Consider the following 22,757-nt stretch of genomic DNA (forward strand, 5'->3'; position numbering starts at 1 on the left):
ACGGGGCTATCCAGGACGGCTCGGACGCCGTGATCACACCAGCCACAGCAAGATCATCTCATCTGTGGCCAGCAGTTACGGGACACCCCTTAGCCGGGACCCCGCCGCCTACCCTCCCCCGCATGGACGACCTCACCCTGGTCCGGGACCACACGATCTACGCCTGCGTGATGGGCTCCCGCGCCTTCGGGCTGGCCACGGAGGCGAGCGACACCGACCGGCGCGGTGTCTACCTCGCCCCCACGCCGCTCTTCTGGCGGTTCGAGAAGCCCCCCACGCACGTGGAGGGGCCGCGGGAGGAGGAGTTCTCCTGGGAGCTGGAGCGCTTCTGCGAACTCGCCCTGCGCGCCAACCCGAACATCCTGGAGTGCCTGCACTCCCCCCTGGTGGACCGGCTCACCCCGGTGGGAGAGGAGCTCCTCTCGCTGCGCGAGGCGTTCCTCTCCCGCCGGGCCCACGCCACGTTCACCCGCTACGCGGTCTCGCAGCACCGCAAGCTCGTCGCGGACGTCCGCCTGCACGGCGCCCCGCGCTGGAAGCACGCCATGCACCTGCTGCGCCTGCTCCTGTCCTGCCGCGACCTGCTCCGCTCGGGCCGCCTGGACATCGACGCCACCCCGTACCGCGACCGCCTCCTGGCGGTGAAGCGGGGCGAGCTGACCTGGGAGGAGACCGACGCCTGGATGACCCTCCTCACGGAGCAGTCCGAGGCGGCCCTCACCTCCACCCCCCTCCCACCCGACCCCGACCTGCCCCGCGTGGCGGACTTCCTCCACCGCACCCGCCGGGAATCGGCCGCCCGGGCCTAGCCCGGGCCTGGCAGGCGGTACCGCTCAGGCGTCCCAGAGAGTGCCGAAAGCGAGGAGTTCCTCGCGGTATTCGATGCCGCCCTCCCAGTCCCGGGGCCAGGCGTCGGCGCCGAGGTGGGCGCCCGCGAAGGCGCCGGCCAGGCAGGCGAGGGAGTCGGAGTCGCCCGCCGTGCAGGCCGCGCGGCGCAGGGCCAGCAGGGGTTCGTCCGGGAAGAGCAGGAAGCAGTGGAGGGCGGTGGCCAGGGCCTCCTCGGCGATCCAGCCCTGGCCGGTGGCCAGGCAGGGGTCGGTCTCCGGGGAGGGGCTGCGCAGGGCCGCCGCGAGCCGGTCCAGGACGGTCAGGCACTCGTCCCAGCCCCGGGCCATGAAGGACTCGGGCGAGGCGTCGGCGGCGGTGCGCATCCAGAGGTCGCCGAGCCAGCGCTCGTGGTAGCGGGTGCGGTTCTCCAGGGCGTACGAGCGCAGCTGCCCGACCAGGCCCGTCACCTCGGTGCCCTGCGCCAGGAGGTGCACGGCACGGGCGGTCAGGTCGGAGGCTGCGAGGGCGGTGGGGTGGCCGTGGGTGAGGGCCGACTGGAGCTGGGCGGCGCCGGCGCGCTCCTCGTCCGTCCAGCCGGGGACCAGGCCGACGGGCGCGACGCGCATGTTGGCGCCGCAGCCCTTGGAGCCGGTCTGGCTGGCGTCGCGCCAGTCCCGGGCCGGGTCGTTCAGCAGGCTGCAGGCCACCAGGCAGGTGCGGCCGGGGGCGCGGTTGTTCTCCGGGGAGTGGTACCAGTCGACGAACTCCTCGCGGACCGGCCGGGCCAGGCGCAGCGGGCCGACGGGGCCGCGCTCGGAGGCCGTCCGTATCCCGCGGGCCAGGGCCAGGGTCATCTGGGTGTCGTCGGTGACGATCGCCGGGCGGGGCAGGCGCATCTGCCGCCAGGGCCCGGTCTTGGCCAGGATGGACGGGACGTCGTTGAACTCGGTCGGGAAACCGAGGGCGTCGCCCAGGGCCAGTCCGATCAGGGCGCCGGTCGCGGCGCGCTTCGGGGCACTCACAGGGTCGGTCCTTCCGTGGGGCGCATCAGGGGCGGGTGGAGGGTGTTCGCCGGTCCGGCCCGGTAGAGGGCGGCCGGCTTGCCGCGGCCGCCCGTGAGCCGGGCGGCTCCGGGCACGGCTTCGACGAAGCCGGGGGTGGCGAGTACCTTGCGGCGGAAGTTGGGGCGGTCGAGGCCGGTGCCCCAGACGGTCTCGTAGACGGCCTGGAGTTCCCCGAGGGTGAACTCGGGCGGGCAGAAGGCGGTGGCGAGGCAGGTGTACTCCAGCTTCGCGCCCACGCGCCAGCGGGCGTCCGCCAGGATCCGCGCGTGGTCGAAGGCGAGCCCCGACGCCTCCGCCACCGGCACCCAGCGCGCCCGGTCGGCGTCGCCGCCGCCCCGCTCGGCCGGCTCCGGCAGGTCGGGGACGAGCGCCGTGAAGGCGACGGAGACCACCCGCATCCGGGGGTCGCGGTCGGGTTCGCTGTAGGTGCGCAGCTGCTCCAGGTGCAGGGACCGGACCAGGGCCGGCGGCAGGCCCGTCTCCTCGGCCAGCTCGCGCAGGGCCGCCGTCTCGGCGGACTCCCGGGGCAGCACGAAGCCGCCGGGCAGCGCCCAGGCACCCGCGTAGGGGTCCTGCGCACGCCGGATCAGCAGGACGTGCAGGACGCCGCCGCGCACGGTGAGGACGGCCAGGTCGACGGTCACCGCGAACGGCTCGAAGGCGTACGGGTCGTAGGACGCGGCGCCCGCCGGCCCGGGGCCGCCGCGGGCCGGGACGGGACGCACCCCGCCCGCGCCGCCGGCCCCGGCGCCCGGCCCGGGGCCCGTCGGGCGGTGGCGGCCGCCATGGTCCGCCGCCGCGGCGTTCACCGGCGCTCCGGGAGGGGCGCGGTGAAGTACCAGCCCTCGGCCAGGAGGCCGTCGACGGCCGCGACGGCCTGCTCCAGCCGTGCGCGCCGGTCGCCGCCGACGACCAGGAAGCGCCGCCCCGTACGGGCGAGCTCCCGCCGGAAGCGGGCGGTCATCCAGGGCCTCAGCTGCGGCCCGTCGCGCAGCCCGTCGTCCTCGAAGGGGACCCCCTCGTGGTCCGTGAGCAGGTACAGGTCGCGCCGGGTCCGCGCGGCGATCCGCTCGACCTCGTGGTTGCGCCCGCCGACGTAGCGCTCGTGCCAGATGCCCGTGGCGAAGGAGTCCGTGTCGCAGAAGAGCACCGGGGAGCCGAGCCGGGCGGCCCGCTCCTCGTCGGCGTCCTGGCGGCGGGCGATCACCGGGAACTCCCGCGAGGTGAAGGACACGTCCTCCCAGGAAGCCGACGGGGCCGCCGCGCGGGCCGCGGCCAGCTTCTCCTCGCTGTACGCGCGCCCGTACTCGGCGACCCAGCCGGTCTTGGCCCACACCCCGCCGCGCCGCCGGTAGTGCGCGGCCAGCTCCCGCGAGAGGGTGGTGGTCCCGGTGGACTCGGCGCCGAGCACGACGACCCGCCGGGTCAGCGCGGCCCGCACGGCGGGCCCCAGGAACTCCCAGCAGCCGGCGGGGTCCGCCCGTACGGCCGTCCCGGAGACCGGGAACAGGGTGCGCGCCGGGTCGACGCAGACCTCCTCGGCGCCGAAGCGCCGGGCGAGTTCGGTGCCGTACTCCTCGGAGGTGAAGACGGCGTCCACGGGCCGGCCCACCGCCGCCCGGAAGATCGCCATGTGCGCCTCCCAGACCGCCGGGTCGTGCAGGTCGACGGGGACGTCGTCGACCGCGCCGACCACGTCCGCGCCGGGGTGCTCCTCGCGCATCCAGGCGACCCGGTCGGCGAGCGGCACCGACTCCACGGAGGCGGCGCAGACCAGCACGGTCAGCCGCTCGCACTGGTCCTGGGCGGTGCGCACGAGATGGTGGTGGCCGGCGTGCGGCGGGTAGAACTTGCCGAGCACCAGCCCGTGCCCGAAGCGCCTGCCGCCGCCGCTCACGCCGCGGCCCCCGCGGCCGTCGCCGTACGGGCGGCGCCGTGCGCCGGGAGGGCGCGCCGCCAGCCGAGGAACCCGGCCACGCACAGGGCGAGGAAGCCGACGTAGAGGACCGAGGTCAGGTACAGGCCCTTGTAGGCGTACAGCGGGACGTAGACGAGGTCGGCGGCGATCCACAGCCACCAGGACTCCAGGAGCTTGCGGCACTGCCCGTAGGTGGCCATGAGCGAGAGGGCGGTGGTGAGCGCGTCCCAGAGGGGGACGGTGGAGTCGCTGACCCGGCCGAGGAGCAGGGTCAGCGCGGCGGTCCCCACCGCCCCCGCCGCGAGCAGCCAGAGCCATTCGGCGCGCGTGGTGCGGCGCACCGGCAGGGCCTCGGCGGTTCCAGGTCCACCCCCGTGGGTCCAGGACCACCAGCCGTACGCGGCGAGGGCGATGAAGACGATCTGCAGGCCGGCGTCGGCGTAGAGGCCGGCCTGGGTGAAGAGGACGATGAAGAACACGTTGTTGGCGATGCCGACCGGCCAGTTGGCGACGTGCTGCCGGGCCACCAGCCAGACGCACAGGGCGCCCGTGGCGAAGCCGAGGATCTCGGTCCAGCTCAAGTACCAGCCCATGGGGCCACCCGCTCCCTTTAATAGTCAGGCTGACTATAAACAGGCGCGGGTCGCTCCGGCAAGGCGCCCGCGGGAACGCGGAAGCCCGCGGTGCCGGGGGCACCGCGGGCTTCCGTACGGGTCTCGGGGCGGCTAGAGGCCGACCTCGCGCATGAGCATGCCGACCTCGGTGTTGGTCAGGCGGCGCAGCCAGCCGGACTTCTGGTCGCCGAGCTCGATCGGGCCGAAGGAGGTCCGGACGAGCTTGTCGACCGGGAAGCCGGCCTCGGCCAGCATGCGGCGGACGATGTGCTTGCGGCCCTCGTGGAGGGTCACCTCGACCAGGTAGTTCTTGCCGACCTGGTCGACGACGCGGAAGTTGTCGGCGCGGGCGTACCCGTCCTCCAGCTCGATGCCGTCCTTGAGCCGCTTGCCGATGTCGCGCGGCAGGGAGCCGGTGATCGCGGCGACGTAGGTCTTCTGCACGCCGTACTTCGGGTGCGTGAGGCGGTGGGCCAGCTCACCGTGGTTGGTGAGGAGGATGATGCCCTCGGTCTCGGTGTCGAGCCGGCCGACGTGGAAGAGGCGGGTCTCGCGGTTGGTGACGTAGTCACCCAGGCACTGGCGGCCGTCCGGGTCCTCCATGGTGGAGACGACGCCGGCCGGCTTGTTCAGCGCGAAGAACAGGTACGACTGGGTGGCGACGGTCAGGCCGTCCACCTTGATCTCGTCCTTCGGCTGGACGCGCTTGCCCTGCTCCGTGACGATCTCGCCGTTGACCTCGACGCGGGCCTGCTCGATGAGCTCCTCGCAGGCGCGGCGCGAGCCCATGCCGGCCCTGGCCAGCACCTTCTGCAGCCGCTCGCCCTCCAGCTCGGCGCCGGGGAAGGTCTTCGGGGTCTTGATCACCGGCTTGTCGGCGTACCGGTCGCGCACGCGCTCCTCGATCCGCGCGTCCAGCTCGCGCGGACGGGACTGGCCGCTGCGGCTGCCCGGGCCGCGGCGCGGGCCGCCGGCGCCGCCGATGCCGGGGGTCTTGGAGGTCTTGGGGCCGCCCTTGGCACCACCGCGCGCCGCCGCGCCACGGGCGCCGCCGCCGCTGCGGCCGCTGCGCTCGCCCTCGGGGCCGACGTCGTAGCGGCGCTCCTCGGGGCGCGGGTTGCGGGGGCGCTGGGGTGCCTGGTCGCGGTCGCGCGAGCCGCCCTGGCCGCCGCCGGAGGAGCCGCGGTAGCCGCTGCCGCTGCCGCTGCCGCCGGATCCGCCCCGGTAGCCACCGCCGCCGCCGGATCCGCCGCGGTAGCCGCCGCCGGAGGAGCCGCCGCGGGCGCCACCCCGCCCGCCGCCGCCGCTGTTCCTGTTGCCACCGTTGCCGTTGCCGCTGCTTCGCATCAAAGTTCCGTCGTCTTGTCGTCGTCTACGTCAGTGTCCGGTGCGTCCGGATCGAACGACGGCACACCTTCTTGCGTCTCGGCTTCGATCGCGTCCGCCTCGGGGAGGAAGGGCGCGAGCTCCGGGAGCTCGTCCAGGCCGCGCAGGCCCATCCGCTCCAGAAAGTAGTTCGTCGTCCTGTACAGGATCGCACCTGTTTCGGGTTCCGTGCCCGCCTCGGCCACCAGACCCCGCTGGAGCAGGGTCCGCATGACCCCGTCGCAGTTGACCCCGCGGACCGCCGAGACCCGCGAACGGCTCACCGGCTGGCGGTAGGCGACGACCGCGAGGGTCTCCAGGGCCGCCTGGGTGAGCCGGGCCTGCTGGCCGTCCAGGACGAAGGCCTCGACGGCGTCCGCGTACTCGGGCCGGGTGTAGAACCGCCAGCCCCCGGCGACCAGGCGCAGCTCGAAGCCCCGGCGCTGGACGGTGTACTCGTCGGCGAGGGCGGCGAGGGCGTCGGCGACCTCGCGGGGGGTGCGTCCGAGCACCTTGGCGAGGTGGTCGGCGGTCGCGGGCTCGTCCACCACCATCAGGACGGCCTCCAGGGCCCCCTTCAGCTCCATCAGTCCCGTACCTCCACGACTCGGTCGAACTCGTCGGTCACTGTCGGCATGCCGTCGCCGTCCCCGCCGCACCAGCGGACGGTCAGGGTGAGCAGGGCCTCCTCCTGGTCGAGGACCACGGCCTTCTCCCGGTACAGCTCCAGCAGCGCCAGGAAGCGGGCGACGACGGTGAGGGTGTCCGGGGCGTCCTCGGCCAGCTCCCGGAAGGTCGCCTCGCCGCGCGCCTTGAGCAGGCGTACGACGAGCCCCGCCTGCTCGCGGACGCTGACGAGCGGGGCGTGGATGTGGTCGACGTAGACCTCGGGCCTGGCCCTGGGCTGCATGGCCTTGACGGCGAGGCGGGCGAGGCCGTCGGCGCCGATGCCGATGACCACCTCGGGCAGCAGCTCGGCGTGGTGCGGCTCCAGCCCCACGGTCCGGGGGAAGCGGCGGCCCTCCTCCTCGGCGCGGTGCTCGAAGATCTCGGCGATCCGCTTGTACGCCCGGTACTGGAGCAGCCGGGCGAAGAGCAGGTCCCGGGCCTCCAGAAGCGCGAGGTCGGCCTCGTCCTCCACCTCGGCGGCGGGCAGCAGCCGGGCGGTCTTGAGGTCGAGCAGGGTGGCGGCGACGACGAGGAACTCGGTGGTCTGGTCGAGGTCCCAGTCGGGGCCCATGGCGCGGATGTGCGCCATGAACTCGTCGGTGACCTTGGAGAGGGCGACCTCGGTGACGTCGAGCTTGTGCCGGGAGATCAGCTGGAGCAGCAGGTCGAAGGGGCCCTCGAAGTTGTCGAGCCGCAGGGTGAACCGGCCGTCGCCCCCGGCGGGGGGTGCCGCGGTCGTGTCGGGGCGCGTCTGCGCCGCGTCCGGGGCCGGCTCGCGCGCGGGGACCGGGGCCGGAGCCGTGTCGGTCACGTCCGGGGCCGCAGCCGTGTCGGTCACGTCCGGGGCCGGCTCGGGCGCGGGGACCGGGGCCGCAGCCGTGTCGGTCACGTCCGGGGCCGGCTCGGGCGCGGGGACCGGGGCCGCAGCCGTGTCGGGCGCGTCCGGGGCCGGGCCTGGCTCCGCAAGCCGTTCCGGAGGGTCTACGGGGCCGTCGGCGGCTTCGCGGCCGTGGCGGGGGACCTCGCCGCCTTCCGGGGCCCCTCGCCCCGCAGCGGGCGCCTCAGCGGGCTCCGGCGGGGTGCCGGGGCCGTGGCCCAGGGGCCGGCGGGGGGTGTGGTTCGGGGGCATGCGGGTCCAGAGTGGTGCGGGGTGGCGGCCGGGCGGCCCTTGCAGCCTAGGCCCTGGCCGGGCGTTTCCCCGCCCACCGCCGGGTGCGGGGCGTTCTCTGGGGACTCCGCACCCGCACCCCAGCGCCTCGGACGCCGGCGGGGCCGTGAAGAGCCCCGCCGGCGCCCGAGGCGTCGGGCGCGGAAACGCACGTACGGGGTCAGGGGCGGAGCCCCTGGGAACGGGGGAAGGGCGGGGTGGGGAAACCGCGCCGCAGGCCTAGCGTCCGCGCAGGCGGCGCACCAGGATGCTGGCGTCGCCGCGCGACTCCAGGTCCGCCAGGACGACCGCGACCGCCTCCCGGACGATCCGCCCCCGGTCGACCGCGAGCCCGTGCTCCCCGCGGAGCACCAGCCGGGCGTGCTCCAGGTCCATGAGTTCCTCGGCGGAGACGTAGACCGTGATCTTCTCGTCGTGCCGCTCGCGCCCGCTGGGCCGCCGGTTCGCGCCGCGGCCCTGGGCCTTGCCCTGCCGGGCGCCGGCGCTGCCAGGACCTTCCTGCGGCCTGCGCTGCGCGCCCACCGCCGGGGCGTCCCCGGTGGTCCTCGCCGTGCCGTCCGCCGGTGCGGCCGCCGTGTGCTCCGTAGCCGCGGGCTGCGGCGCCTCCTCGACGCCCCGCCGCGGCGAGGACGACTGGAGGGCCATCCCCCCGGTCGTGCGGAACAGTTCGTCGGCGCCGGGCAGACTCACTCGGCGGGACACCGGGCGAGCACCTCCCTGGCCAGCTGGCGGTAGGCGGCGGCGCCGACGGAGTTGGAGGCGTACGTGGTGATCGGCTCACCGGCGACCGTGGTCTCCGGGAAGCGCACCGTCCGGCCGATGACCGTGTGGTAGACGTGGTCGTCGAAGGCCTCGACGACGCGCGCCAGCACCTCGCGGCTGTGCACCGTGCGGGAGTCGTACATCGTGGCGAGGATGCCGTCGAGTTCCAGCTCCGGGTTGAGGCGCTCCTGGACCTTCTCGATGGTCTCGGTCAGCAGCGCCACACCGCGCAGCGCGAAGAACTCGCACTCCAGCGGGACGATGACCTTGTGAGCCGCGGTCAGGGCGTTCACCGTCAGGAGGCCCAGCGAGGGCTGACAGTCGATCACGATGTAGTCGTAGTCGTTCATCAGCGGCTTGAGCGCCCGCTGGAGCGTCGACTCGCGCGCGACCTCGCTGACCAGCTGCACCTCGGCGGCGGACAGGTCGATGTTGCTCGGCAGCAGGTCCATGTTGGGGACCGCCGTCTTGAGCAGCACTTCGTCCGCCGACATGCCCCGCTCCATGAGCAGGTTGTAGACCGTCAGGTCGAGTTCCATCGGGTTCACGCCGAGGCCCACGGACAGCGCGCCCTGCGGGTCGAAGTCGACGAGCAGCACGCGGCGCCCGTACTCGGCGAGCGCGGCGCCCAGGTTGATGGTCGACGTGGTCTTGCCGACGCCGCCCTTCTGGTTGCACATCGCGATGATCGTCGCCGGACCGTGGTCGGTCAGCGGACCCGGGATCGGGAAGTACGGCAGCGGGCGCCCGGTCGGGCCGATGCGCTCGCGGCGCTGGCGGGCAGCGTCGGGCGCGAGGGTGGCCGCGTACTCGGGGTCCGGCTCGTATTCCGCGTCGGGGTCGTAGAAGTGCCCCTCGGGCACCTGGTCGTAGTCGGCGAAACCAATGGGCGCATCGCCGCTGTGGTCGCCGGCCGTGGAGTTCACGTCTAGGCCGTCCATGCTCTTTTGGGGCGTCGTCATGTGCTGGTGGTTTGCGAAGGTGCGGACCGCGACGGAGCCGACAGCTTCGAGCCCGGCGGAACCCTGGTTCCGCTCGGGCGTCCCTGCTCGACCACCTCCGGGAGCAAATGTCGACTCATTCACAAGTCGTCTTACCTCCTCGGACGTGACCAGGACACTTATCGATAGGTCAGCGTTGCACCATGCCGACGGTTGGCGACTCTATGGCGTGTCACCGCCCAGCGGCAACACAATCCGCCGGACCCGGCACGATGTGTCGGCAACCGAACACCACTCTGTCAAGGGCGTACGGGCGGTCGTCATGAAGTTTCGCGGGTGCGCGAAAGGGTTAAAGGGTTACGTTCGAGGCGAGTTGAACGGCCTCCGCGGGCCCGCCGCAAACACCTCCGGCCGGACCTTGGGGGCAAGGTCCGGCCGGAGACGTGAGATTGACGTCAGTCGTTGACGGTTCAGCCGAGAAGGGCGCTGAGCTCGACGGACTCGAGGTTGTGGGCCTCGGCGACGGGGCCGTAAACGACCTTGCCGTCATGGGTGTTGAGGCCCAGCGCGAGCGCCGGGTCGCGACGGAGCGCCTCGGCCCAGCCGAGGTTCGCGAGCTGCACGATGTAGGGCAGGGTCGCGTTGGTCAGCGCGTAGGTGGAGGTGTTCGGCACCGCGCCCGGCATGTTGGCGACGCAGTAGAAGACCGAGTTGTGGACCTGGAAGGTCGGCTCGGCATGGGTGGTCGGACGGGAGTCCTCGAAGCAGCCGCCCTGGTCGATGGCAATGTCGACAAGGACACTTCCGGGCTTCATCTTGGCGACGAGCTCGTTGGTGACCAGCTTCGGGGCCTTCGCACCCGGGATCAGTACGGCGCCGACGACGAGGTCCGCCTCGACGACGGCCTTCTCCAGCTCGTAGGCGTTGGAGACGATCGTCTTGACCTTGGTGCCGAAGATCTTGTCGGCCTCGCGCAGCTTGTTGATGTCACGGTCGAGCAGGGTGACGTGGAAGCCCATGCCGATGGCGATCTGCACGGCGTTCCAGCCGGAGACGCCGCCGCCGATGACGACGCACTCGCCGGCGTGGGTGCCGGGGACGCCACCCGGGAGGACGCCGCGGCCGCCGGCCGAGCGCATCAGGTGGTAGGCGCCGACCTGCGGAGCGAGGCGGCCCGCGACCTCGGACATCGGGGCGAGCAGCGGCAGCGCGCGGTTGGCGAGCTCGACCGTCTCGTACGCGATGGCGGTGGTGCCGGACTCCAGCAGGGCGTCCGTGCACTCGCGGGAGGCCGCCAGGTGCAGGTAGGTGAAGAGGGTCTGGTCCTTGCGGAGGCGGTGGTACTCCTCCGCGATCGGCTCCTTGACCTTCAGCAGCAGGTCGGCGGTCGCCCAGACCTCGTCGGCGGTGCCGAGGATCTCGGCACCGGCGGCGACGTACTCGGCGTCCGTGATCGAGGAGCCCACACCGGCGTTCTGCTCGATGAAGACCTGGTGGCCGTTGCGGACCAGCTCATGCACGCCGGCGGGCGTGATGGCGACCCGGAACTCGTTGTTCTTGACTTCGCGGGGGATGCCGACCTTCATCGTCGATCACGGTCCTTGACTCAGGGGATGTTACGGGGCACTTCCATACATACCCGCCCACAAGAACGCGCAACGGGATGCACCACTGGATGTCGTGGTGAAGCCAGTCTAATGAAGGATGAGGCGCTGTCTAGCCTTGCAAACCAATAATTTCAGTCGGAGACACTGCGGATTTCGCAGGCTGCGGGGTCGTCTCCCAGCAATCTGTCGGCCGCTGACCGGTGCAGTCGGGCGGCCGCCGGGTCGCCCAGCCGGTCCAGGGTGTCGGCCAGCCGGACCTGGAGCGCGGCCTGCAGGCGCAGGTCTCCGGCACGGCGTGCGAGCTCGATCGCCTCGCGGCAGGTGTGCAGTGATTCCTCGGGCCGGCCGGCGTACTCCTGAACGCGTGCCATCTCGCTCAACGCCTTTGCCTGGCCCGGGACATCGGCCAGCCTGCGGTAGCCCGCGGCGGCCGCGCGCCAGCTGCGCAGGGCGTCCCCGTAGCGGCCCGCGTAGGTGTGCACGTTGCCGAGCCGCCCGTACAGCCGGGCCTCGTCCGAACGCTCCCCCCGGGCGAGGGCGTGGGCCAGGGCGCGGCCGAACCAGTCGGAGGCCCTGGGCCAGTCCGCCAGCTCCTGGTACGCACCGCCTACGGATTCCATCGCGCGGCCGGTCGCGTACGGGTCCTTCGCGGCCTTCCCGGCGGCCAGCGCGGCGCGGTAGCGCTCCAGGGCCTCGGCGGTGCGGCCGGTGGCCGCGTCCAGGTCGGCGAGGTTCAGCAGGGCCGCGGCCTGTTCCCGGTGCAGGTGGCGGCGCTCGGCCACGCCCAGGACGAGCCGGTGCAGCCCGTACAGCTCGGGGGCGGCGGCCTCGGTTCCCCGGTGTGCGACCAGGGCCCTGACCAGCGCGGAGACCAGCCTGCGGGCCAGGGTGTCCAGGCCGCCGTCGGCCACGGCCAGGGTGGCCGAGGCGGTCAGCGCGGGCAGGCGGGTGTCCAGCCAGGTCGCGGCGGCCCGGCGGTCGGGGAAGCGGAGGGCGCGCGGGAGCCCGTCCACGGCCTCCCGGGCCTCCGCCGCCTCCTCTTCGGGCAGGTCGGCCATGGCCTGGCAGGAGGTCAGCAGGCGTACGGTCCGCTCCAGCATCCGGGCCCGGGCCAGCTGCACCTCGGCGGGCCGCTCCCTGGCCTCCAGCAGGGACTGGAGGAAGGGTGCGAGGCAGCCGGGGAGCAGGAAGATCCCGTCCCGGTCGTGCCGTACGAGGCCCAGCCGGGCGAAGTCCTCCAGGGTGGACTGGGCCGCGGCCACGGAGCAGCCCGCGAGGGCCGAGGCGGTGTGCGAGTCGAGGATCCCGGCGGGCGCGAGCGGCAGCAGCCGCAGGGTGCGCTGGGCGGGCTGCGGGAGGGACTCGTAGACGATCCGGAAGGCGCGGCCGAGCGGGCCGGAGGTGCCCGGTGGCATCTCGTGGAGCTGCTTGGCCAGATCGGCCACGGCGGCCTTGGGGTGGGCGGCGAGCCAGCCCCCGGCCAGGGTGAGCACGGCGGGCAGTGCCCCGCACTCCTCGGCGAGGTCCTCGGCGGCGAGCGGGTCGACGGTGATCCGGGTATCCCCGATGATCCGGCCGAGCAGCCCGACGGCGGAGCCGGTGTCGAGCCCGCCGAGGGTGCAGGGGCGGACGTCGGGGATGCCGGTGAGGGGGCCCTCGGCGGTGACGACGACCAGACACTCGGGGGTGTCGGGGAGCAGGGCGTCGACCTGCTGGGGGTCCGCGGCGTCGTCGAGGAGCAGGATCGCCCGCCGCCCGGCGAGGGTCTCGCGCAGGGCGGCGCTGAGGTCGTCCTCGCAGGCGCCGGGCGGGGTGCGCTGTCCGAGGCCCTCCAGCAGGACGCGGACGGCCCGCTCGGTCTCCAGGGGCTCGCCGCCGGGGGCGGTGAGGCGGACGCGGACCAGCCCGTCGGGGTAGTCCGCGGCGACCTCGCGCACGAAGGCCTCGGCGAGGGCGGTCCGGCCGGAGCCGGGGCGCCCGGCGACGAGCAGCACCCGCGCGCGGGGCGCCTTGGCCTTGCGGCCGGAGAGGGTGTCGAGCCCGGTCCGCGCGATGTCCTCGCGCAGCTCCTTCAGCTCACGCCGCCGCCCGACGAAATCCGCCACGGATCCGCTCCTCTCCCTGCCTTCGGGTTGCTGAGCGTAGTTCACGCAGAGCGACGGGCCGTGTGGAGCGCGGCCTACAGATCGCCCGATCGGATCAGCGGATGGGCCTATTAATCAGCCGGGGCCCCACCGGTGCCCCCCGCGCGGGGCTCCACCCCGCCCCGCGCGGGGGGCACCCGCCGGGCCCGGCCGGAACAGCTAGGCCTCGTACGGGCGGGACGGCCAGGGGGCGTCGGCCGGGCGGAGGCCGTCCAGGCCGGCCTCGGAGGCGAGGGCCGCCGTCAGGGCGAGGACACCCGTGACCAGGGCCGGATTGCCGAGCTCGCCCGCGAGGACGCCCCGCACCAGGGCCTCCCGTTCCACCCACTCCACCCGCATGTCGGCCTCCTCCGACGAGGCCTCCTCGTACCGCTCCCCGTCCGCCTCGGCCACGTCCCGGGCCAGGAAGATCCGGATCGCCTCGTCGGAGCCGCCCGGGGAGGCGAAGAAGTCGGCGAGCACCCGCCAGTCCCCCGCCTTGACGTGCGCCTCCTCGTACAGCTCCCGCTGCGCCCCGTGCAGCGGGTTCTCGCCGGGTACGTCGAGCAGCCCGGCGGGCAGCTCCCACAGCCGGCGCCGGACCGGGTGCCGGTACTGGTTGATCACCAGCACCCGTCCTTCGCCGTCGAGGGCGAGGACGCACACCGAGCCCGGGTGCACCTGGTAGTCGCGGCGGGCCACCGTCCCGTCCGGCATCCGGACCTCGTCGGAGTCCACCGCCGTCTTGGCGCCCTGGAACGGCCGCCTGGTCGACAGGGTCTCCCAGGATTCCGCGGTGTCCTTGATGGCGATGCCCATGCCGATGTCCTCCACAACGCGCGACGGCCGGGGTACGGATCTCCGTACCCCGGCCGCCTACGTTACCGAGCGTCAGCCCTGCTGCTGGCGCTCCACCGCGGCCTTCACCAGGCCCACGAAGAGCGGGTGCGGGCGGGTCGGGCGGGAGCGGAGCTCCGGGTGGGCCTGGGTGGCCACCAGGTAGGGGTGCACCTCGCGCGGGTACTCGACGTACTCGACGAGCTTGTTGTCCGGGGAGGTGCCGGAGAAGACCAGGCCGGCCTTCTTCTCCAGCTCGCCGCGGTAGGCGTTGTTCACCTCGTAGCGGTGGCGGTGGCGCTCGTCCACGTACGCCTGGTCGCCGTAGACCTCGCGCACGATGGAGCCCTCGGCGAGCTTCGCCGGGTACATGCCCAGACGCATGGTGCCGCCCAGGTCGCCCGCGCCCTCGACGAAGGCCAGCTGCTCCTCCATCGTCGAGATGACCGGGTGCGGGGTCGAGGGCTCGAACTCGGTGGAGTTCGCCTCCTCGATGCCCGCGAGGTTGCGCGCGGCCTCGATGACCACGCACTGCAGGCCCAGGCACAGGCCCAGCAGCGGGATCTTGTTCTCGCGGGCGTAGGTGATCGCGCCGACCTTGCCGTTCACTCCGCGGTCGCCGAAGCCGCCGGGGACGCAGATCGCGTCCACGTCGGACAGCTGCGCGGCGGCGCCGGCCTGGGTCTTGCAGTCGTCGGAGGTGACCCACTTGATCTGGACGCGGGCCCGGTTGGCGAAACCGCCGGCGCGCAGCGCCTCGGTCACCGACAGGTAGGCGTCCGGCAGGTCGATGTACTTGCCGACGAGCGCGACCTTGACCTCGTGGTCGGGGTTGTGCACGCGGTCGAGCAGGTCCTCCCACACCGTCCAGTCGACGTCGCGGAAGGGCAGGTCGAGCTTGCGGACGACGTAGGCGTCCAGGCCCTCGGTGTGCAGCACCTTCGGGATGTCGTAGATCGACTTGGCGTCGATCGCCGCGACCACGGCCGCCTCGTCCACGTCGCACATCAGCGAGATCTTGCGCTTGATGGAGGTGGGGACCTCGCGGTCGGCGCGCAGCACGATCGCGTCGGGCTGGATGCCGATGTTGCGCAGCGCGGCGACGGAGTGCTGGGTCGGCTTGGTCTTCAGCTCGCCGGACGGGCCGATGTAGGGGAGCAGCGAGATGTGCACGACGAAGACGTTGTCGCGGCCGACCTCGTGGCGGACCTGGCGGACGGTCTCCAGGAACGGCAGCGACTCGATGTCGCCGACCGTGCCGCCGACCTCGGTGATGACGACGTCGACGTCGTCGGTCGCCATGCGGCGGATGCGGTGCTTGATCTCGTTGGTGATGTGCGGGATGACCTGCACGGTGTCACCGAGGTACTCGCCGCGCCGCTCCTTGGCGATGACCTGCGAGTAGACCTGGCCGGTGGTGACGTTGGCCGAGCCGTCGAGGTCGACATCGAGGAAGCGCTCGTAGTGGCCGATGTCCAGGTCGGTCTCGGCACCGTCGTTGGTGACGAAGACCTCACCGTGCTGGAACGGGTTCATCGTGCCGGGGTCGACGTTCAGGTACGGGTCGAGCTTCTGCATCGTGACCCGCAGGCCGCGCGCCTTGAGCAGCGCACCCAGGCTGGAGGCCGTCAGGCCCTTGCCGAGGGACGAAGCGACACCCCCGGTGACGAAGATGTGCTTGGTCGTCATGGATTTGGGCGGCATCGCCAAGAGGGGGCTCCCGTGGTCGCGAGGTGAGGTGCGTCCGGCGACTTCTCCCGTTTCCGGGGGCGCCGAAGCTGCGGTTTCGGGGCTCCTGATTCGCACAGGCAGACCACCGGTCCACGGGGTACCAGCGTATCAGCGCCCGGGGCGGTCCGCCTCCGGGCGCGCTGCGCGACGGCCCCGCCCGCGACCCCGACGGGCCGTCCCGCCGCCGCGTTCCCCCAGGTCACCCGTTCGGCCGAGTGACATTGTCCCCATACTTAAGGCGATCACTAGGGTGCGGACTTAGCTTGCTCGGATACCGCTGCACATCGCCGCCGAGCAGTCCGGCGAACGGCGTAACAACGCCGGTTCCGGCAATGTAGGACTCGACGCGGGGATCCCTGCGCACAGGAGACCGCGCGACAGCGCAATGCAAGCGCCCTACGGGGCGGACGTGGCCGTTCGACTGGAGAGCAACGTGTCCGGGCGCATCGAGGATTACGCACTGATCGGGGACATGCAGACCGCGGCGCTGGTCTGCCGGGACGGGGCGGTGGACTGGCTGTGCCTGCCGCGCTTCGACTCCCATGCCGTCTTCGCGAGCCTTCTGGGCACCGATGAACACGGGTTCTGGCGGATCGGCCCGTCGTTCCCGCCGGGGACGGAGCCGCCGAAGGCGACCCGGCGCCGCTACCGGGGCGACTCGCTGGTGCTGGAGTCGGAGTGGGACACCCCGCGCGGGACCGTCCGCGTCATCGACTTCATGCCGCCCCGCGAGGGGCACGCGCCGCAGCTGATCCGCATCGTGGAGGGCGTCAGCGGCCGCGTGCCGATGCGGTCGGCGCTGCGGATGCGCTTCAGCTACGGCCGGGTCGTGCCCTGGGTGCACAAGGTCGATGGACGCACGGTGGCCGTCGCGGGCCCCGACTCCGTGTGGCTCGACGCCGACGCGGACACCTACGGCAAGGACCTGACGACCTACTCCGACTTCACCGTCGCGCCGGGCGACCGGGTGGCCTTCACCATCAGCTGGCAGCCCTCGCACCTGGGCGCCCCGGAGACCCCGGAGGCCGAGTCGGCCCTGGAGGCCACCAGCGAGTTCTGGCGCGAGTGGGTCGACCTCTGTACCTACCACGGGCCCTACCGGGAGGCGGTGGTCCGCTCCCTGATCACCCTCAAGGCCCTGACGTACGCCCCCACGGGCGGCATCGTCGCCGCGCCGACCACCTCCCTCCCGGAGGAGATCGGCGGGGTCCGCAACTGGGACTACCGCTACACCTGGCTGCGCGACGCCGCCATCACCCTCTCCTCGCTCCTGCGCACCGGCTACCGCGGCGAGGCCGCCGCCTGGCGGGACTGGCTGCTGCGCGCGGTCGCCGGGGACCCGGAGAACCTCCAGATCATGTACGGGATCGCCGGCGAGCGGGAGCTGGGCGAGACCGAGCTCGACTGGCTGCCGGGCTACGAGAACTCGGCCCCCGTGCGCGTCGGCAACGGCGCCGCCCACCAGCTCCAGCTCGACGTGTACGGCGAGGTCACCGAGGCCCTGCACCTGGGCCACATGACCGGCCTGGCCCGCAACGACTACGCCTCGGTGCTCCAGCTCAAGCTGATCCGCTACCTGGAGATCCACTGGAACGAGCCGGACGAGGGCATCTGGGAGGTGCGCGGCCCGCGCCGCCACTTCGTGCACTCGAAGGTGATGGCGTGGGTGGCCGTGGACCGCACGATCAAGCTGATCGAGAGCGGGGACGCGGACGGCCCGCTGGAGCGCTGGCGGGCGCTGCGCGACGAGATCCACGCGGACGTGTGCGAGAAGGGCTACGACCCGGAGCGCAACACCTTCACCCAGTCGTACGGCTCCCGGGAGCTGGACGCCTCGCTGCTGCTGATTCCGCAGATGGGCTTCCTGCCCCCCGACGACAAGCGGGTCATCGGCACCATCGAGGCGATCCAGCGCGAGCTGTCGACCCCGGACGGGTTCATCCTGCGCTATCCGACGGCCGGCGAGGAGGCCGGCGTGGACGGTCTGGAGGGCGACGAAGGCGCCTTCCTCGCCTGCTCCTTCTGGATGGCCGACGACCTGGCGATGATCGGCCGGGTCGACGAGGCCCGCCGCCTCTTCGAGAAGCTGCTCTCGCTCCGCAACGACCTGGGGCTCCTGGCGGAGGAGTGGGACCCCAAGCTCCAGCGCCAGGTGGGGAACTTCCCGCAGGCCTTCAGCCACGTCCCGCTGATCGACACCGCCCTGCGGCTGACGGCGAGCGGCGCGTACGGGGGCTGACGGAGAGCCCACCGGCTGACGGGGCGGCCGGGGCCGCCGACGCGCGGCCCCCCCGGGTGCCCTGACGCGCGGCCCCCCGGGTGCCCGCCTAACCTGGAGGGGTCCATGCCCTTCTGGGAAAGGGGGGGTGGCGATGGCGCCCCTCTCTAAGGCGGCCACGGCGCTTGCCGCGCTCCGCGAGGACCTCGCCGGCGAGGTCCTCGCCCCCGGCGACCCCGGGTACGCCGAGGCCCGGACGGTCTTCAACGCGATGATCGACCGCCGTCCCGCGGTGATCGCCCAGTGCGAGAGCACGTCGGACGTGGTCACGACGGTCCGCTTCGCCCGGGAGCTGGACCTGCCGGTGGCGGTGCGCGGCGGCGGGCACAGCGTGGCCGGGATGTCGCTGAACGACGGCGGCGTGGTCGTGGACCTGCGCCGGATGCACGACGTGACCGTCCATCCGGCGGCGAAGGTGGTACGTGTCGCGGGCGGGGCGACGATGAGCCACCTGGACCGGGCCTGCGAGCCGTTCGCCCTGGCGACCACCGGGGGCCGGGCCTCCACCACCGGCGTCGGCGGCTACGTCCTCGGCGGGGGCACGGGCTGGCTGGACCGGGCCTTCGGCCTGGCGGTGGACAACCTGCTGGGGGTGGAGCTGGTCACCGCCCAGGGCGAGCTGCTGACCGTCACGGCGCAGGACCACCCGGAGCTGTTCTGGGGGCTGCACGGCGGCGGCGGGAACTTCGGGATCGCCACCGCGCTGACCCTGCGCCTGCACGACCTGCCGGCCCTGTCGATCGCGATGGTGTTCTACCTGCCGGAGCGCGGCCCCGAGGTGGTCCGCGCGTACCGGGACATCATCGAGTCCGGTCCGGACGAGGCCGGCGGCGGCGTCCTCTACCTGACCGGGCCGCCCGCGCCGTTCGTCCCGCCGCACCTGGTCGGCCTGCTGCTGGCCGGGGCGCTGGTGACCTACGCGGGCCCCGAGGACGAGCTCCGCAAGATGGCCGCCCCCCTGCTCGCGATCCCGCACGAGGCCGAGATCGTCACGGCGATCCCGTACGCCGAGCTCCAGTGCATGCTCGACGACCCGCCGGGACTGCGGAACCACTGGTCGGCGGAGTACCTGACCGGGGCGCCCGACGCGTTCGTGGACGTGTTCTGCGCCCGGGCCGCCTCGATGCCGGTGCCGAGCGGAACCCAGCACGTGCTCTGGCCGCAGGGCGGGGCGATCGCCGCGGGCGGGGAGGACTACCCGGTGCCGTACCGGGACGCGCCGTGGGCGGTGCACCCCTTCGGCATGTGGGAGGACGCCGCCGACGACGAGCGGGTCGTCCAGTGGGTCAGGGACGTCCGCGCCGACGTCCAGCCGTGGTCCACCGGCGCGGTGTACCTGAACTTCACCGGGAACGAGGGCGCGGACCGGGTGGTGGCCGGCCTGGGTGCCGACAACATGCGGCGGCTGGCGCGGCTGAAGCGGCAGTACGACCCGGACAACGTCTTCCGCTTCAACCACAACATCCCGCCGGTCTGAGCCCTTCTCAGGTGAGGGCGGCGATCACCTCCCGGGCCGCGCGTTCGCCCTCGGTGGCTCCGCCCTCCATGAAGCCCTGGAAGTCGTAGCTGCAGTGCTCGCCGGCGATGTGGACGTTGCCCTGGGCTGTGCCCTCGTACGCGGCGTAGCGGTGCAGGTAGCCGGTGGGCCAGTACGAGTAGGCACCCAGGGAGTACGGGTTGCGGTGCCAGGCGGAGAGCTGGGCGCGGCCCGTCCAGACGGCCTTGGTGCCGGGGAAGAAGGCGTCGATACCGGTCAGGACCCGGCCGGCCAGGTCGCGGACGTAGGGGTCGGACTCGGTGGCGAAGGGGGTGGCGGGGGTGAGCGCGTGGGCCAGGGAGCCGCCGCCGTACTGGAGCAGGATGCCGCCGGTGCCGGGCTGGACCTTGGTGGTGTCCCAGGTCTGCTGGACGTCGGAGTCGGTGAAGCAGTCACCGGCGGAGACTCCGGGCCAGGGGCCGGTGCCGCGCCAGGGGCGGCCGGTGAACTGCATGTTGAGCTTGGTGCAGCAGCCCATCCGGGCGTCGCGCAGCAGGTTGCGCATGAGGGGGTCGAAGCCCGCCCGCGAGGTGTCCAGGCGCTGGAGGATCGGCAGGGGCAGGCACAGGACCGTGTGGTCGGCGGTGGCGGTGCGCACCACGCCGGAGTCGTCGAAGGTGAGGGTCTGGGTTCCGTCGGCGTTGGCGCGTACGGCGGCCAGTGAGCGGCCCAGGACCAGGGTGCCGGGGTTCAGGGCGGCGGCGATGGCGTTCGGGAGCCGGTCGTTGCCGCCGATGACGTGGTAGCGCTCGTTGGACAGCCCCCAGACGTTGAAGTTGCCCGGGTTGGGCTGGTAGCCCATCAGGAGGACCAGGGCGAGGGCGGACTGCGCCTGGGTGTCGGCGCCGTACTCGACGTTGTAGGCGACGTCGATGAACCGGCCGAGCTGTGACTGGTGGCCGCCGGGGACGCGGGTCTCGATCCACTCGTACAGGGTCATCTCGTCCAGGGCGGTGCCGGCCGGGGTCGTGGAGTTCCAGGTGACCTCCCCGGCGTCCTGGAAGTCGCGGTGCAGGGCCTGGTAGACGGCCTTGAAGTCCTCGTCGGCCTGGGTGCGGGAGTAGTAGACGCCGTCGAAGTGGAGGATCTCCTCGGCTCCGTTGGGTCCGCCGCCCAGGAAGTCCTCGACGGGCAGGCCGAAGCGACGGCACAGCTCCAGGATCTTCTTGTGGCTGGTGTCGATCAGCTCGCCGCCGATCTCGGAGGTCTGCCCGTACGCCCAGTGGTCGCGCTGGGTCCACATCCGGCCGCCGACGCGGGCCGGGTTCGCCTCGTAGAGGGTGCAGGGGATGCCGGCGTCCTGGAGGGTGAGGGCGGCGGTGAGGCCGGAGATGCCGGCGCCGACGACGGCGACGCGGACGGGTCCGGAGGGTCTCTTCGCGGGGACGGGGGCGGGGGCGGCGTACGCGGCGGCGGAGGCGGCCGACGAAGCCAGCGCGGTGCCGAGGCCGAGGGCGGCGGCCCTCCCGAGGAGTTCGCGGCGGGTGGAGCCGCGGACCTCGGCGACGGGCAGGCCGAGCCGGCGGGCGGCGGCGTGCTCGGCGGCGATCCGGCGCAGGGCGTGCATGAGCGGGGTACGGGCCATGGCGGAGCTCCTCAGACGGTCGCGGCGGTCGGTCCGGAGGGGGCGGCGGGGTCGGACGGTGCTGCGGGGTCGCAGGGGCCTGCGGGGGCCGGCAGGGCGGTGGGAGCGCCGCGTTCGGCGGCGTCCTCCAGGACGATCCGGCCGATGATCTCGTAGCGCTCGGGGGCCCTGCGCTTGAGCCAGAAGCCCAGTCCCAGTCCGCCGAAGAAGACCGCGCCGACGATCCAGGGGATCAGCGTGAAGAAGAGGGAGCCGGCGGCGGCGCCTGCCGCGGTCTGCATGTTGAGCACCAGCAGGACCACGACGGCGGTCATCCCGATCCCGCCGAGCAGCGGGGCGGTGAAGGTCCGGAACCAGTGCCGGTCCTCGGGGTGGTTCCTGCGGAAGTAGCCGATGACGGCGAAGGAGCAGAGGGTCTGCACGATCAGGATCGCCATCGTGCCGAGGATCGCGAGCAGGGTGTACAGGTGCAGGTACGGGTCCTGGCCGGTGAGCCAGAAGCCGGCGACCAGCCCGGTGGCGATGACCGTCTGTACGACGGAGGAGACGTACGGGGAGCCGTGCCGGGCGTGGGTTCGGCCGAGGGCGGGGTGCAGGAAGCCCTCGCGGCCGATGGCGTAGAGGTAGCGGGCCGCGCACTGGTGGAAGGCCATCCCGCAGGCGAAGGAGCCGGTGAGCAGCAGCCACTGGAAGGCGTCGACGGCCCAGGTGCCGATGAACCGGTGGGCGGGGGCGAAGAACAGGTCCAGGGGGGTGGCGGAGGCGGACAGCTCCACCGACTCCGCCAGGCCGTTGCCGGCGATGGTCATCCAGGAGACGTAGATGTAGAAGAGGCCGACCCCGACGACGGAGACGAGGGTGGCCCGGGGGATGACCCGCTTGGGGTCGCGGGACTCCTCCCCGTACATGGCGGTGGACTCGAAGCCGACCCAGGACCAGAAGGCGAAGAAGAGGCCCAGTCCGGCGGAGGTGCCGGTGAAGGCGTGCGCCGGGTTCACCGGCTCGACGGGGATCCCGTCGGGTCCGCCGCCCGCGATCAGCACGGCCGTGGCCACGGCGAAGAGGACGGCGATCTCGGCGACGAGCATCACGCCGAGGGCCTTGGCGGTGAGGTTGATGTCGAAGTGGGCCAGGGCGGCGGTGACGGCGAGCATCCCCGCCGCGTACACGATCCAGGGCAGGTCGACGCCGATCTGGTCGTGGACGGTGGTCCTGGCGAAGTAGGAGAAGACGCCGACGATCGAGGCCTCGAAGACGATGTAGGCGAGGACGGCGAGCATCCCGGAGGCCATGCCGGCGATCCGGCCGAGGCCGTGCGAGATGTACCCGTAGAAGGCGCCGGCGGCGGTGATCCGCTTGGCCATCGCGACGTAGCCGACGGCGAAGACGGTCAGGACGAGGGTGGCGAAGAGGTAGCCGGCGGGCGCGCCGGTGCCGTTGCCGAAGCCGACGGCGATGGGGAGGTTGCCGGTCATCGCGGTGATCGGCGCGGCGGTCGCGACGGCCATGAACACGACGCCGACCAGGCCCACGGAGTTGGCCTTGAGGCGCTGGACCGGTGGTGCCCCCGGGGCGGGGGCACCGGGAGGAGGCGTGGCGCCGGTGCCGGTGCCGGCTCTGGATCTGCTCATGGGTCGTCCTCGTTCCTGTCGGGAGGCCGTTCGCGGGACCGTTCGCCGGGCCGTTCGCCGGGCCGTTCGCGAGGCCGCCACTCTCCACCCGCGTGACGT

At 73.0% G+C, this 22,757-nt stretch carries 18 protein-coding genes; 3 read left to right on the top strand and 15 right to left on the bottom strand.

Going from position 1 to position 22,757, the window contains the following annotated elements:
• Positions 1-122: 122 nt before the first annotated feature.
• On the top strand, positions 123-809 hold the full coding sequence (locus tag ACFY15_RS35125) for a DNA polymerase beta superfamily protein (RefSeq protein WP_390689911.1): 687 nt from the start codon (positions 123-125) through the stop codon (positions 807-809).
• A gap of 24 nt (positions 810-833) precedes the next feature.
• On the opposite strand, the gene ACFY15_RS35130 is transcribed toward ACFY15_RS35125, so the two are convergent.
• The 13 genes from ACFY15_RS35130 to ACFY15_RS35190 form a co-directional block, all read right to left on the bottom strand.
• Complete coding sequence (locus ACFY15_RS35130; protein WP_390689910.1) at positions 834-1,850, bottom strand: ADP-ribosylglycohydrolase family protein; 1,017 nt, start codon at positions 1,848-1,850, stop codon at positions 834-836.
• Entirely contained in the window at positions 1,847-2,617 is a 771-nt protein-coding gene (locus ACFY15_RS35135; RefSeq protein ID WP_390690001.1) for an NUDIX domain-containing protein, read from the bottom strand. The genes ACFY15_RS35130 and ACFY15_RS35135 overlap by 4 nt, the downstream gene beginning before the upstream one ends.
• Positions 2,618-2,697: 80 nt before the next feature.
• Entirely contained in the window at positions 2,698-3,789 is a 1,092-nt protein-coding gene (locus ACFY15_RS35140) for an AAA family ATPase (RefSeq protein WP_390689909.1), read from the bottom strand.
• A complete protein-coding gene (gene pnuC / locus ACFY15_RS35145; protein ID WP_390689908.1) occupies positions 3,786-4,403 on the bottom strand; it encodes a nicotinamide riboside transporter PnuC in 618 nt (205 codons plus the stop codon). The genes ACFY15_RS35140 and pnuC overlap by 4 nt, the downstream gene beginning before the upstream one ends.
• Positions 4,404-4,535: 132 nt before the next feature.
• Complete coding sequence (locus ACFY15_RS35150) at positions 4,536-5,771, bottom strand: pseudouridine synthase (RefSeq protein WP_390689907.1); 1,236 nt, start codon at positions 5,769-5,771, stop codon at positions 4,536-4,538.
• On the bottom strand, positions 5,771-6,376 hold the full coding sequence (gene scpB, locus ACFY15_RS35155; RefSeq protein ID WP_390689906.1) for an SMC-Scp complex subunit ScpB: 606 nt from the start codon (positions 6,374-6,376) through the stop codon (positions 5,771-5,773). Before scpB ends, ACFY15_RS35150 begins: the two co-directional genes overlap by 1 nt.
• Positions 6,376-7,587, bottom strand: coding sequence for a segregation and condensation protein A (locus tag ACFY15_RS35160; RefSeq protein WP_390689905.1), 1,212 nt, complete (start codon positions 7,585-7,587; stop codon positions 6,376-6,378). Before ACFY15_RS35160 ends, scpB begins: the two co-directional genes overlap by 1 nt.
• A 258-nt stretch (positions 7,588-7,845) precedes the next feature.
• Positions 7,846-8,328 (bottom strand): hypothetical protein, encoded by a 483-nt coding sequence (locus ACFY15_RS35165; RefSeq protein WP_390689904.1) that lies wholly within the window; start codon positions 8,326-8,328, stop codon positions 7,846-7,848.
• Positions 8,313-9,350 (bottom strand): ParA family protein, encoded by a 1,038-nt coding sequence (locus ACFY15_RS35170; RefSeq protein ID WP_366454046.1) that lies wholly within the window; start codon positions 9,348-9,350, stop codon positions 8,313-8,315. The genes ACFY15_RS35165 and ACFY15_RS35170 overlap by 16 nt, the downstream gene beginning before the upstream one ends.
• A 449-nt stretch (positions 9,351-9,799) precedes the next feature.
• A complete protein-coding gene (gene ald, locus ACFY15_RS35175) occupies positions 9,800-10,915 on the bottom strand; it encodes an alanine dehydrogenase (protein ID WP_390689903.1) in 1,116 nt (371 codons plus the stop codon).
• 152 nt (positions 10,916-11,067) lie between these two features.
• Positions 11,068-13,086, bottom strand: coding sequence for a tetratricopeptide repeat protein (locus ACFY15_RS35180; RefSeq protein WP_390689902.1), 2,019 nt, complete (start codon positions 13,084-13,086; stop codon positions 11,068-11,070).
• Positions 13,087-13,239: 153 nt separating this feature from the next.
• Positions 13,240-13,872, bottom strand: a complete 633-nt coding sequence (locus tag ACFY15_RS35185) for an NUDIX domain-containing protein (RefSeq protein WP_390690000.1) — start codon at positions 13,870-13,872, stop codon at positions 13,240-13,242.
• Between the two features lie 78 nt (positions 13,873-13,950).
• Complete coding sequence (locus tag ACFY15_RS35190) at positions 13,951-15,585, bottom strand: CTP synthase (protein WP_390689901.1); 1,635 nt, start codon at positions 15,583-15,585, stop codon at positions 13,951-13,953.
• Positions 15,586-16,012: 427 nt separating this feature from the next.
• On the opposite strand from ACFY15_RS35190, the gene ACFY15_RS35195 reads away from it, so the two are divergent.
• Together ACFY15_RS35195 and ACFY15_RS35200 are read left to right on the top strand one after the other, a co-directional pair.
• Entirely contained in the window at positions 16,013-17,866 is a 1,854-nt protein-coding gene (locus ACFY15_RS35195; protein ID WP_390689900.1) for a glycoside hydrolase family 15 protein, read from the top strand.
• Positions 17,867-17,999: 133 nt separating this feature from the next.
• The gene (locus ACFY15_RS35200; RefSeq protein ID WP_390689899.1) at positions 18,000-19,382 is read left to right on the top strand and encodes an FAD-binding protein; all 1,383 of its coding nucleotides are present in this window, start codon (positions 18,000-18,002) and stop codon (positions 19,380-19,382) included.
• Positions 19,383-19,389: 7 nt separating this feature from the next.
• Here the strand turns inward: ACFY15_RS35200 and ACFY15_RS35205 are convergent, their stop codons facing one another.
• Positions 19,390-21,027 (bottom strand): flavin monoamine oxidase family protein, encoded by a 1,638-nt coding sequence (locus ACFY15_RS35205; RefSeq protein ID WP_390826869.1) that lies wholly within the window; start codon positions 21,025-21,027, stop codon positions 19,390-19,392.
• 11 nt (positions 21,028-21,038) lie between these two features.
• Positions 21,039-22,658 carry an APC family permease gene (locus ACFY15_RS35210; RefSeq protein ID WP_390689897.1) on the bottom strand — a complete coding sequence of 540 codons (1,620 nt, stop codon included), beginning with the start codon at positions 22,656-22,658 and terminating at the stop codon, positions 21,039-21,041.
• Positions 22,659-22,757: the final 99 nt, after the last annotated feature.

The sequence above is a fragment of the Streptomyces sp. NPDC001373 genome (assembly GCF_042895815.1).
In the GTDB taxonomy this organism is placed as follows: Bacteria; Actinomycetota; Actinomycetes; order Streptomycetales; family Streptomycetaceae; genus Streptomyces.

Coding starts and splice junctions, on each gene's coding strand:
- ACFY15_RS35125 (WP_390689911.1), top strand. CDS start 123: ATGGACGACCTCACCCTGGTCCGGGACCACACGATCTACGCCTGCGTG.
- pnuC (WP_390689908.1), bottom strand. CDS start 4,403: ATGGGCTGGTACTTGAGCTGGACCGAGATCCTCGGCTTCGCCACGGGC.
- ACFY15_RS35150 (WP_390689907.1), bottom strand. CDS start 5,771: ATGCGAAGCAGCGGCAACGGCAACGGTGGCAACAGGAACAGCGGCGGC.
- scpB (WP_390689906.1), bottom strand. CDS start 6,376: ATGGAGCTGAAGGGGGCCCTGGAGGCCGTCCTGATGGTGGTGGACGAG.
- ACFY15_RS35160 (WP_390689905.1), bottom strand. CDS start 7,587: ATGCCCCCGAACCACACCCCCCGCCGGCCCCTGGGCCACGGCCCCGGC.
- ACFY15_RS35170 (WP_366454046.1), bottom strand. CDS start 9,350: ATGACGACGCCCCAAAAGAGCATGGACGGCCTAGACGTGAACTCCACG.
- ald (WP_390689903.1), bottom strand. CDS start 10,915: ATGAAGGTCGGCATCCCCCGCGAAGTCAAGAACAACGAGTTCCGGGTC.
- ACFY15_RS35190 (WP_390689901.1), bottom strand. CDS start 15,585: ATGACGACCAAGCACATCTTCGTCACCGGGGGTGTCGCTTCGTCCCTC.
- ACFY15_RS35195 (WP_390689900.1), top strand. CDS start 16,013: ATGCAAGCGCCCTACGGGGCGGACGTGGCCGTTCGACTGGAGAGCAAC.
- ACFY15_RS35200 (WP_390689899.1), top strand. CDS start 18,000: ATGGCGCCCCTCTCTAAGGCGGCCACGGCGCTTGCCGCGCTCCGCGAG.
- ACFY15_RS35205 (WP_390826869.1), bottom strand. CDS start 21,027: ATGGCCCGTACCCCGCTCATGCACGCCCTGCGCCGGATCGCCGCCGAG.
- ACFY15_RS35210 (WP_390689897.1), bottom strand. CDS start 22,658: ATGAGCAGATCCAGAGCCGGCACCGGCACCGGCGCCACGCCTCCTCCC.